This is a genomic window from Microcoleus sp. N9_B4, from assembly GCF_036701635.1.
Classification (GTDB): Bacteria; Cyanobacteriota; Cyanobacteriia; order Cyanobacteriales; family Microcoleaceae; genus Microcoleus.
Genome location: NZ_JAUBRC010000029.1, coordinates 82,317 through 92,839, shown reverse-complemented (window position 1 = coordinate 92,839; position 10,523 = coordinate 82,317). Strand labels below are relative to the sequence as shown.

Sequence of the window (10,523 nt, the reverse complement as noted above, 5' to 3'; positions counted from 1 at the left end):
TCCAAAATATTCAAGCCAGACACGGAATTGATACCAAGATGCGTCGTTAATAGACTTGGCGAGACAGTGATTCTGCAGCATATTTTTGATTCTCAAATCTTCGTAGGCTATCAAGTCGTTGGACTGAGTGACGCACCTTGCCAACTTTACGGCATGGTCTTTACGTTGCCTGCTTATTTTGAGATGGCGCTTACCAAGAATCTGTCGAGCTTTGCCTCTATTCTTTGAACCTTTGACTTTTCTAGATACCCGACGTTGACTGCGTTTGAGAACACGTTCACCTTTCCTCAGAAACCTAGGATTTTCAACCTTGATTCCGTTTGAATCGGTGTAATATTCTTTTAGCCCGACATCCAATCCAATAGTATTACCTGTCGGCGCTGTATTTTCCTTTCGGTCAACATCAATACAGAACTGGACGTACACACCATCCGCACGTTTTACCAATCGAACCCGTTTTATTTGGTTGATTTGGTAAAAATGCAGGTCGCGTGTGCCTTTGAGTTTGAGTTTGCCAATTCCTTTTTTATCCGTGAAAGTTATCGACTTTCTGTCATCTGCAACCTTCCATCCGGTTGACTTGTACTCTACCGAGCGACAGTCTCGCTGGAACTTTGGATACTCTTTTTTACCAGGAATCTTCTTCTTGCAGTTTTCGTAAAATCGGGAGATAGCTGCCCAAGCACGTTCAGCACTTGATTGTCTTGCCATTGAGTTGAGTTCGTCAGCAAACGGAAACGTAGCTGCCAGTACAGCACAATATTTATTCAAGTCGTATTTGTTCTTTTTGGGATTGTCCATCCAATAGCGCAAACAGCTATTGCGGACAAATTGAGCGGTACGAATTGCTTCGTCTACTGCTTTGAACTGACTTGATTTTCCGTAAGATTTAAACTCAAAAACGAGCATTGCTCTACCTCCACTCTTATGCTACCGCAATCAGCACAAAACGGAGTATGGCGTAATGAAAAGTTACAATTAAAGCCGTCCTAGAAGGACGGGGTTTTCAACCCAGTTTTTTGATAACTGAACTCAACGGCTCTGTTTCCCACAAATTCCGGCGCACCGACTGTTAAACGCATATCTTCGCAGGCAACTGCTAGCAAGGGCTGGCCTAAGTTTAAACTGGCAAAAGGACTTTCTTCTGCCACTTCTAATTCGCATTTTATCAAACCGATGCGAGACTCTAATCCTCCTTTAAACAACAGCAAATTGCTGCGGTCAGCGCTGAAAACATTTCCGCTAAAAGGCAGCGGTAAGGCTAAATTTTGCTTGCTGTAATTGAGGCTGCACAGTTGACGGTTTCCTTGGCTAACTGTGACGCGGTAGCCTAGCGGTGCTGCCTTTACCGAATCGCTACCTTCCCAACTAAATTGAGCTAATTCTTTAGGAAGTCCCCAAATTTCGCGCCCGCCCGCTACCGAGTTAGGATTGTCTACGTAGATGTGGGAAATCCAAGCGCCCCATTTTCCTGCATAATTGACGATCGCGCTAACTACAATTAACTCATTGTACTCCATCACGGAACCCAACCCGTAGGAGGATATATAAATGCCGCCTAGGGTTTTTCCGGGCAATAAAGAGACAATTTCTAATTCAGAGGGAACCAAGGCGCGCACTCGTGCCACATCTACCAATTGTAAAGTCTGAACAGCATAACCTTGCAGATGCCAAGGCGCAGATGGATATACCATTTTAAGTGATTAAATATCTGATATTTTATATTTATTTTAGCTTGGCGCTTCAAAAAGCAACAATTTTTGGTATTTATTCACAATTGATTAGTAACTGAGATGTTGCACCATTCTCAATAAGCTTTTTATGAACAGGCAAGATGCCTGTTCCACAAGAAAATTCACTCTTTGTGGAACAGGCATCTTGCCTGTTCTGGAGAATGGTGAAAGATGTAAGTAGTAATTTACTTTATTTAAACAAATTAATATGTGACGAGAAATTTGATGAATAGTTGACGTGGGTTATCTGTTGTATGGAGGCGGGTTGAGTAATATTCTTAGTAAGAATTAGATATTATTCGTAAAACCCGCCCCTACAGATATTATCAGCGTTAATCCGCTTAAATCTGCGGTTAAAAACCTCCAAATCTACTTACTAGCATAACCCGTACTTACCAAAAACTCCCGCAACTTCCCAAAGAATTGAGTGCGATCGCGCCCTTGATAAACTCTCTCCAACAACTGCCAACCTTCCGCCTCCTGGCCCATGACATACTTGTTCGCCATGAAGGCCGCCAAAACCCCTTTCACCTCCCCCTTTTCACTCAGACGCTTGTTAGATTCCAGCCAAAGCTCAGCAGAATTTGTGTATACTTCCACCGGATACTGTTTGCTAACATCTTGCATTTTACCTTGGCGGTACTGCCAAATTTGCAGCGGAAAGCGAGAATCAGCGTAATTTGTAAAAGCCTCGGAAAATCTGCCGTCCTGACTCTTAAACTCTGGAATGTCATTTTTGCCAAAATCGACAATTTCGTAACTCACATTGCCCCAGAAATGCTTGATGTGACTGTATTTGTTAGCCCCAGAGTCGTAGCGGTAAATAAACGAATAATTGCAGCAGCGGACGCCGCTTTTGATTGACACTAAATCTGCCAGCACTTCCGGTTCTTTGTCGCCGTCCAAATCACGGATTCGCAGCGATAAAAAACGTCCTTCTGATACTTCTTCGCTGGCCCTTTGGTCGGGGTTATCTACTAGAGAACGAGTCGGAATCAGCACGGGTTCTTCTAATAAAGTTTTACCGTCGCGGATAATTCTGATGCGGAGATTTGTAGCATTTTCTGCTTCTTTTACGAAAGAAACTTCCGCCCGAACTTTCCCCGCTTCCGAGGTTTCTGTTGTTCTCGGCGGGCCGATATTGGGCGGAACTTGGGCGATATATTGGGTAGGAACTAAGGCAGTTTGGCCGGGTTTGGCGATCGCCTGACAGAAAAAAGTTGCGACTTCGGCGCGAGTAGCATTCCGAGTAGGTTCTAGCTGTTTAACAGCCGGATAATTGACTACAAGTTGTTTTTCTGTCGCGGCGGCGATCGCACTTCTGGCCAGTTCGGGAATATCCCGCGCATCTTCAAACGTCGCATCCAAAATCTCAGCCGCCGGCCCTGCAGGTGTATATTTTAAGCCGCTGGTTAAAGCTACCAAAACCTGCCAGCGGGTAACATTCAAAGTGGGGTTAAAGATACTGCCACTGTATCCAGACATAAAACCCGTTTGATAAGCTTCTCGAATTGCTTTAAAACCCCAGTAATTCGTGGGAATATCTGCAAAGTCGATCGGAGCGCGGACGGTTTTGGCATCGGGAAAAGCCATGCGAACCATCGCCGCAAACTCAGCGCGGCTGACGGGGCGATTCGGCCGAAAAGTGCCATCTTCGTAGTAGCCACTGATGATTTTTTTCTGTGCTAACTCCTCAATGCAAGCTTGCGCCCAATGGTCGTTAACATCCGTAAATTTGGCTTGAGCAAATGCCGGCGCTACATTCAGACCTGGAAACACTAAATTCCCGATGATTATCCCCAGGGCTACCACTAAACCGATGATAGCTTGCCATCTGTGCGATCGAACCATACAACATCCTCCTTTGTCACAAAATTTGCGATCAAAACTTACGCAAGGTTTACATATTATCAGGTATTCCAACCCGATCGAGCGCTTATTTAGAATCCAAAGTCATCTCCATCAGCAATTTTGTTTTCATTGTTAATTCTTCTGGATTCCCTGCAACTTTAATAATCATTTCAGAATTAGAATTGATAGAGACGACAGAACGAAAAGGCATTAATTGATCCAGTCGCATTACAACTTCTCCCTGACCCTGAGACGCAAAAGATTTTATGGCCATAGTAGAGCCAGCAGGTAATTGGGGTAAAGTCAAATTTTGGGGATTTGCTTGTTGTTCTACGCTAGTTTTGAGAGTAGCAACTCCATCTTGCAAGTCAATCAATTCATAGATAGCAGTTTGATTCACATTCATGCCACCGGCATTAGATGGAAAAGAGATGCGCCATTTAGCACCTTTGCCAACTGCTTCTGCTGGCAGAGGTGAGGCAAGCTGTTGTAACGATTTAGACATATTTTGAATCATTTGTTTCAAGTTGTTGTCAGCTTCTGCCGGCAAAGTAAAGCTACCTCCTTTATGAGCGCCCCGATTATCCATGATGAAAGAACCTTTCAATCCAACTAACTTTTTGACTGCGGATCGCATACTATCCAGGGCCGCAATTGGCAAATTTGTAGTATCGGCAGCAATATCTGCACTAGCGTATGAAACATCGTAGTGAATATCTCCATTAGCATCAATCTTTGTGGCTTTTGTGTCTATAGTTAAGACCATTATCGGAACTTTATTCACATTCGTACTTCTGCCGGCTGTAGACACTTCCATCTCCATTTTTACAACCATAGTAGTCGTTTGTTTAACACCTAAACTTGGTTTTAAACGCAACTGTTGTCGGGGTTCCACTCCCGGATTTAGCAGTTCCACTTGCGGGATTTTCGAGTTGGAGGCAGGCACGGACAGGTCACTGGCTGGCTGCTGTACGACAAGTGGGGTTTCAGCACTGATGGAAGCAGGAGAAAGCTCGATCGCCCATCCGGCACTTACCAAACAAAGAGATGCAATCAACTGTCTTTTTTTCATGGATTTAATTTCCTGTTATTTGAATGTTGTTCTGTTCCCAAAGTCGATCGACTGTCACAAATTTGTAACCTTTGTACAAAAGCAAGGGAATTATTTTATCCGCCGAAGCTGCAACATCTTCGCCGCCGCAATAGCCGTCGTGCAGTACAATAATTGATCCGTTTTCAGTTTGCTGCACAATGCGACTAATAACTTTCCTCACCCCCGGTCGCACCCAATCTTCTGGGACGACACTCCACATTACAGGGCGATATTCCCACTGTTGCAATAACTCTAATGTTCGCGGCGTAAAAATGCCGTTGGGTGGCCGCACGTCCAGGATTAATTTTGGGTCTAAATCGCAAGCTTTGGCAATTGCTTTCTGCGTGTCTTCTAAACTTTGTTTGAGTTCGTGGGTTTTGAGTTTGGGAAACGATATATGCTGATAGCCGTGGAGACCGATCCAGTGTCCGCGATCGTACACTTCTTTAGCCGTTTCTGGATGCCTGTCCACGCAAAAACCTAGCCAGAAAAAACTAGCTTTGATGTCGTATTTATCTAAAATTTTTAACAGTTGAGGTGTGTGCTGACGGTGCGGCCCGTCGTCAAATGTGAGGGCGATCTCTCGGCTGTTGATATCTCCAGTCCACAGACATCTGGGAAAAGCAGATTTGAGGATGGGATGAACGACAGGAAACAGGGGTGCTAATGGCATTGATTAACCTTGATAAATGCGATCGGGTAGAAATGAAGCTGCGTTACACTAGAATCAAGTTAACTCAATCGAGGTAAATATGACAACTGCCGTTGATATTGGAACGCTAATTGTCCGCACGCCCGGAACTTGCGGCGGCCGCCCGCGAATTGCAGGAACTAGAATTACGGTAGAGAACATTGCTATTGATTTTAATGCGGGATGGACTCCTGAAGTAATTGTTCAAAAGAGAACGCACTTGAATTTAGCACAGGTTTATGCAGCCTTAGCTTACTATTATGCGAACAAAAAGCAAATTGACGCGGAAATAGCAGCAGAAAATGCTGAGTGGGAGCGCTTGGAAGCAGACTCTATGGCAGGTAAGCTATCGTGAGTAAGATTCGTTTATATCTTGATGAGGATATTCAGGAACAAGCTCTAATCTTAGCTCTGCGAAATTCGGGTGTAGATGTGATAACAACCTCGGAGGCTAATAGGCTGAGTTTTTCAGATGAAGAACAGCTCATTTGGGCAACCGAGCAAGGGCGAGTCGTTTACAGTTTTAATCGGAGAGATTTCAGCCGTTTACACCATATCTGTATTGCAGAAGAGAGAAGTCATACTGGAATCATTCTTGCACAACAGCAGCGGTACTCCGTGGGCGCACAGTTGCGGGGACTTTTGAATTTGATTGCTGCTAAGTCAGCAGAGGAAATGATCGACCAACTGGAGTATCTTGGAACTTATATAAGAGATGAATAAAAATATGAAATAAACTTGAGTGAGTGCCGAATACTTAATGGTTTAACTCCTTTGATATAGACTGAATCTAGCCACAGTCGATCGACCTCTATCTCGCGGTCGATGCGATCGCCCTACAGCCTGCTCCTATACTGAAAACCAGCACTACTAATCGCAAAACCATCAAGGAGGAACAATGACAGAGGAATATTTAGCCGAACGCACAGTTTCAGCCGTATTTAAGGAAGAAGAACAATTAGACGGCGTAATTCGGCGGTTGCTCGATCGCGGAGTTTCCCGCGACCACATCTCAGTAATGGGAAAAAACTTTCAATCTAAAACTAAAATTGCCGGCTTTATTACTAAAAAAGATGTGATATTAGGCGGTCTGCGAAGCGGGGCGATTTTTGGTTCCTTATTCGGTTCTTTTTTGGGTTTGCTAACAGGCGTCGGCGTGCTGTTTATTCCCTTTGTCGGTGCAGTAGTCTCGGCGGGCCCGCTGGGTGCTGTACTGTTGGGTGCAGCTAGCGGCGCGATCGCAGGTTCGGCCGGTGCGGGTCTAGTTTCCGCTTTGGTCGCTTTGGGAATGCCGGAAGAGAAAGCAACTATCTATCAAACCCGCGTTGAAGCAGGCGAATTTCTCGTGATGGCAGAAGTTCCCGCAGATAAATCGGGCGAATTTCAACTCTTGCTAGAAAGTGCAGGTGGCGAAGAAGTTTCAGTTAGCGAGATGACGCTGCCGCGCGCCGTCAAAGGTCGCTGCAATAGTCCGGCAGACTTATCTCCAGAAGTGCGATCGCACCTGTCGGAAGCTGCTCAAAAAACCTTTATCGAATCCTACAACGCCGCATTTGACGAAAGCAACGACTCGATACAAGCGGAACACACCGCTTGGAACGCCATTCACCAGCAGTACGAAGAAGATGAAAACGGCGTTTGGACTAAGCCTTTAGCGAAAGTCTAGTCTTCCAATCGCAGTAAACTAATAAAAAATACAATCAAGCCTCTAGAACTGTGCTTCTAGAGGCTTTGACGATTTTAGATTTTAGATTTTAGATTAAAAAATGATGCCAAACTTAATTTATCAAGACTTGGAAATTACCGAAAGTCTCATTGCTTTTTGAAAGTGATATAGCAATCCTAAAATCATTTGTGAATTTCTTACTCCCTCCCCTTGGTAAGGGGAGGGTTGGGGTGGGGTAAAAGATTTACGACTCCTGCAAGGATTCCTATATTGCACTAAGTTGCGTTGTCAAGTACAATCTATAAGCTTACAAAAAAAAATTAAGTTAAGCAAATGCAAAAATACGTTTGTACAGTTTGCAATTACGTCTACGATCCAGAACTAGGCGACCCCGACGGAGGCATAGCTCCCGGTACACCCTTTGAAGATATCCCCGACGATTGGGTTTGTCCGACTTGCGGGGCGGCAAAATCCGATTTTGAACCAGAATAAGCGAGAAAAAATTTGTCCGATCGAATGCTCAAAATTACAGTCATCGGCGGCGGTGCTGCTGGTTTTTTTAGTGCAATTACCTGTGCTAAAACCTACCCGCAGGCCCGCGTCACTTTACTAGAAGCTGGCCGGCAACTCCTGGCAAAAGTTCGCATCTCTGGCGGCGGGCGCTGCAACGTGACTCACGCTTGTTTTGACCCCGGTGTTTTAGTGCAGAATTACCCCAGAGGAGGGAAAGCTCTGCGCGGTGCTTTTACTCGATTTCAACCCCGCGATACTGTAGAATGGTTTGCCGGTCACGGTGTGAAGTTGAAAACCGAAGAAGACGGCCGAATGTTTCCGACCACAGACGATTCGGCGACAATTGTTAACTGTTTGATCCGGGCTGCTGAGGATGCAGGCGTGAAAATTCGCACTGGTGATGCAGTCGTTTCAGTAAAGAAATTAACGGGCAACACCGCAGAGGGCGAACAGGGGGACACCGCCCCTAGGTTTGAAATTGAGTTGAAGTCGGGGGAGAGACTTAAGTGCGATCGCATTCTTCTCGCTACAGGCAGTAATCCTTCGGGTTATAAGTGGGCAAAAGAGTTAGGTAATACTGTAGAACTGCCCGTTCCTTCTCTATTTACTTTTAATATTTCCGACAGCAGAATCAAAGATTTAGCCGGAATTTCTGTTCCTAATGCTAAGGTGAAATTGCCGGGAGCTAAATTAGAACAAAGCGGGCCTTTGCTAATTACTCACTGGGGTTTAAGTGGGCCTGCTGTACTCAAACTTTCGGCTTGGGGTGCGAGATTTTTGCACGATCGCCATTATAAAACATCTGTGCTGATTAATTGGCTTCCCCAGTACAATGCGGAAGTTTTGCGACAGCAACTGCTAGCGGTTAAGTCGCAGTTGTCGCACCGATTGATTGTCTCTAGCTGTCCGTTTCCGGTGCCGCGCCGCCTCTGGGAACGTTTGACAAGTTCGATCGGCATTGATGAGCAAAAACGCTGGGCTGACTTATCGAATAAAATCCTCGATCGCCTCCTGCAAGAACTGGTTCAAGGCGAATATCAGATTGCTGGAAAAGGCGCATTTAAGGAAGAATTCGTCACCTGCGGCGGTGTCAACCTCAAAGAAGTCGATTTTAAGACAATGGAAAGCCGCCGCTGTCCCGGACTTTTCTTTGCGGGCGAAATCTTGGATATCGACGGCGTGACGGGCGGTTTCAACTTCCAAAGTGCCTGGACTACAGCGTGGTTGGCCGGAAACGCGATCGGCAAACCATCCGATTTGAGATTTTAGATTGGGGAATATTTGCTTTGTAAAGGTTTGGGAGTTGCGATCGCGCGATCGGCTTGCCAGTATTAAATTTTGTGTTATTTTTGAATTAAGGCGCACCAAATGTGTGTCCACTTCAGCTTGTAAACAAAATTCGCAGTTTTGCGTCCTTCAACATCGGGTGAGATACATGAAAAACTTGAATCTAAAAACCCTAAAGTTCGATCGCAACCTTGAGGGCCATCTTGACTCACCTTTCATCGAAAACAATGGCTTGCTGGAACTCAACCCCCAATTTATCACTCCCGAATTTTTAACAGCCTGGACGTTTGAAACACACCTGTACGACGAACAAGTTGCGATCGACCACTTTGTCATCACATTTCCCAGCCGAACCGAACTCGAAAAATACGCCGCATCTTTCCGCCCTTTCGGCGCCAAAATTGTCGAAGGCCCAGACTTGTTCCCGATTAACTTTTGTTCGACAAACATTAACGTTCCCTCCGATTTGTGGCTGCATTTAATGACCTTATTAATGCCAGCCGGCGGCTTAGTAGTATTAGATGCGCCCCACGCAGCCGGCGACCAAAAAAACCGTTTCCAGGAAGAAAGAGGATTAGCAGCAGTTCACCACGTCGCGATTCGAGTCGAAAACGTGCAGAATGCTGCTAAAATATGGCAAAATAAAAACTTTAAACCGCTATCAGAGCGTCCTCTAGACTACGGCTCATTAACCCAGTGGTTTCTGCAAAACCCCGCCGGACAAATTATCGAATTAATCAAACGCCACCCCGGCAATAACGCCACCTTTGACTGCCAAAATATATCAGGTTTGCGCCTCAGTGAAGTCGCCAGTCAGTAGGACAGGCAAGATGCCTGCCGCACAATTAGCAATTACCCATTCCTCATGACAAAATAAAATATATGGTCGCATTAAAAATCCCAAAAGTCACCATTCAACCCCCAACATTCAACTCAATTGAAGAAGAACGCCACCACCGCAAACAGCGTTTAGCCGCCGCATTTCGATTATTTGCCCGCTTCGGATTCAGCGAAGGAATTGCCGGACACATCACCGTCCGCGACCCCGAACACCTCGACCATTTCTGGGTCAATTCTTTTGGAATGCACTTTAGTTTAATTCGAGTCAGCGACCTAATTTTAGTCAACCACAAAGGCGAAGTAGTTGAAGGAAATAAACCCGTAAACGAAGCAGCATTTGCCATTCATTCCCAAGTGCACAGCGCCCGCCCCGACGTAATCGCAGCAGCCCACGCTCATTCTCCCTACGGCAAAAGTTGGTCGAGTTTGGGCCGCCTGCTTGACCCGCTGACGCAAGATGCTTGTTCTTTTTATCAAGACCAAGCTTTATTTGACGATTACACCGGAGTTGTTTTGGAAATCGAAGAAGCTAAACGTATCGCCAAAACTTTAGGTGAGAAAAAAGCGATTATTTTACAAAATCACGGACTGTTAACAGTAGGTCAAACAGTAGATGAAGCTGCTTGGTGGTTTATTGCAATGGAACGTTCTTGTCAAGCGCAGTTAATGGCCGAAGCAGCAGGAAAACCAATTCTCATCAAACCAGAATGTGCGAGTTTGACACAGCAGCAAGTAGGGACTCACCGCATGGGATGGTTTAGCTTTCAACCGCTTTATGACATGATTGTGCGCCGGGAACCAGACTTATTAGATTAGCAGATGATATCTCTAGGGACACGGTACTGCCGT

At 45.5% G+C, this 10,523-nt stretch carries 12 protein-coding genes; 7 read left to right on the top strand and 5 right to left on the bottom strand.

The window, feature by feature from the left end; genetic code table 11:
• From QUA43_RS19730 to QUA43_RS19710, 5 genes are all read right to left on the bottom strand, one after another.
• On the bottom strand, nt 1-909 hold a 909-nt coding region (locus tag QUA43_RS19730), incomplete at its 3' end, for a transposase (RefSeq protein ID WP_333375995.1).
• Nucleotides 910-989: 80 nt separating this feature from the next.
• Nucleotides 990-1,694: an acetoacetate decarboxylase family protein gene (locus tag QUA43_RS19725; protein ID WP_333375994.1), complete on the bottom strand. Its 705-nt coding sequence runs from the start codon at nt 1,692-1,694 to the stop codon at nt 990-992.
• Nucleotides 1,695-2,102: 408 nt separating this feature from the next.
• Entirely contained in the window at nt 2,103-3,584 is a 1,482-nt protein-coding gene (locus QUA43_RS19720; protein ID WP_333375993.1) for an S-layer homology domain-containing protein, read from the bottom strand.
• A gap of 85 nt (nt 3,585-3,669) precedes the next feature.
• On the bottom strand, nt 3,670-4,656 hold the full coding sequence (locus tag QUA43_RS19715) for a hypothetical protein (protein ID WP_333375992.1): 987 nt from the start codon (nt 4,654-4,656) through the stop codon (nt 3,670-3,672).
• A 4-nt stretch (nt 4,657-4,660) separates the two neighbouring features.
• Nucleotides 4,661-5,350 (bottom strand): polysaccharide deacetylase family protein, encoded by a 690-nt coding sequence (locus QUA43_RS19710; RefSeq protein ID WP_333375991.1) that lies wholly within the window; start codon nt 5,348-5,350, stop codon nt 4,661-4,663.
• A 79-nt stretch (nt 5,351-5,429) separates the two neighbouring features.
• Between QUA43_RS19710 and QUA43_RS19705 the strand changes: the two genes are divergently transcribed.
• The 7 genes from QUA43_RS19705 (at nt 5,430) to QUA43_RS19675 (ending at nt 10,490) form a co-directional block, all read left to right on the top strand.
• Complete coding sequence (locus tag QUA43_RS19705; protein ID WP_333239823.1) at nt 5,430-5,723, top strand: DUF433 domain-containing protein; 294 nt, start codon at nt 5,430-5,432, stop codon at nt 5,721-5,723.
• Nucleotides 5,720-6,091 carry a DUF5615 family PIN-like protein gene (locus tag QUA43_RS19700; RefSeq protein WP_333375990.1) on the top strand — a complete coding sequence of 124 codons (372 nt, stop codon included), beginning with the start codon at nt 5,720-5,722 and terminating at the stop codon, nt 6,089-6,091. The genes QUA43_RS19705 and QUA43_RS19700 overlap by 4 nt, the downstream gene beginning before the upstream one ends.
• A 175-nt stretch (nt 6,092-6,266) precedes the next feature.
• The gene (locus tag QUA43_RS19695; protein ID WP_333072972.1) at nt 6,267-7,034 is read left to right on the top strand and encodes a ChaB family protein; all 768 of its coding nucleotides are present in this window, start codon (nt 6,267-6,269) and stop codon (nt 7,032-7,034) included.
• A 333-nt stretch (nt 7,035-7,367) separates the two neighbouring features.
• Nucleotides 7,368-7,526: a rubredoxin gene (gene rd, locus QUA43_RS19690; protein WP_333234489.1), complete on the top strand. Its 159-nt coding sequence runs from the start codon at nt 7,368-7,370 to the stop codon at nt 7,524-7,526.
• Nucleotides 7,527-7,550: 24 nt separating this feature from the next.
• Entirely contained in the window at nt 7,551-8,816 is a 1,266-nt protein-coding gene (locus QUA43_RS19685; protein WP_333375989.1) for an NAD(P)/FAD-dependent oxidoreductase, read from the top strand.
• Nucleotides 8,817-8,982: 166 nt separating this feature from the next.
• Entirely contained in the window at nt 8,983-9,654 is a 672-nt protein-coding gene (locus QUA43_RS19680; protein ID WP_333375988.1) for a hypothetical protein, read from the top strand.
• Between the two features lie 62 nt (nt 9,655-9,716).
• Nucleotides 9,717-10,490 carry a class II aldolase/adducin family protein gene (locus tag QUA43_RS19675; protein WP_333375987.1) on the top strand — a complete coding sequence of 258 codons (774 nt, stop codon included), beginning with the start codon at nt 9,717-9,719 and terminating at the stop codon, nt 10,488-10,490.
• Nucleotides 10,491-10,523 lie beyond the last annotated feature (33 nt).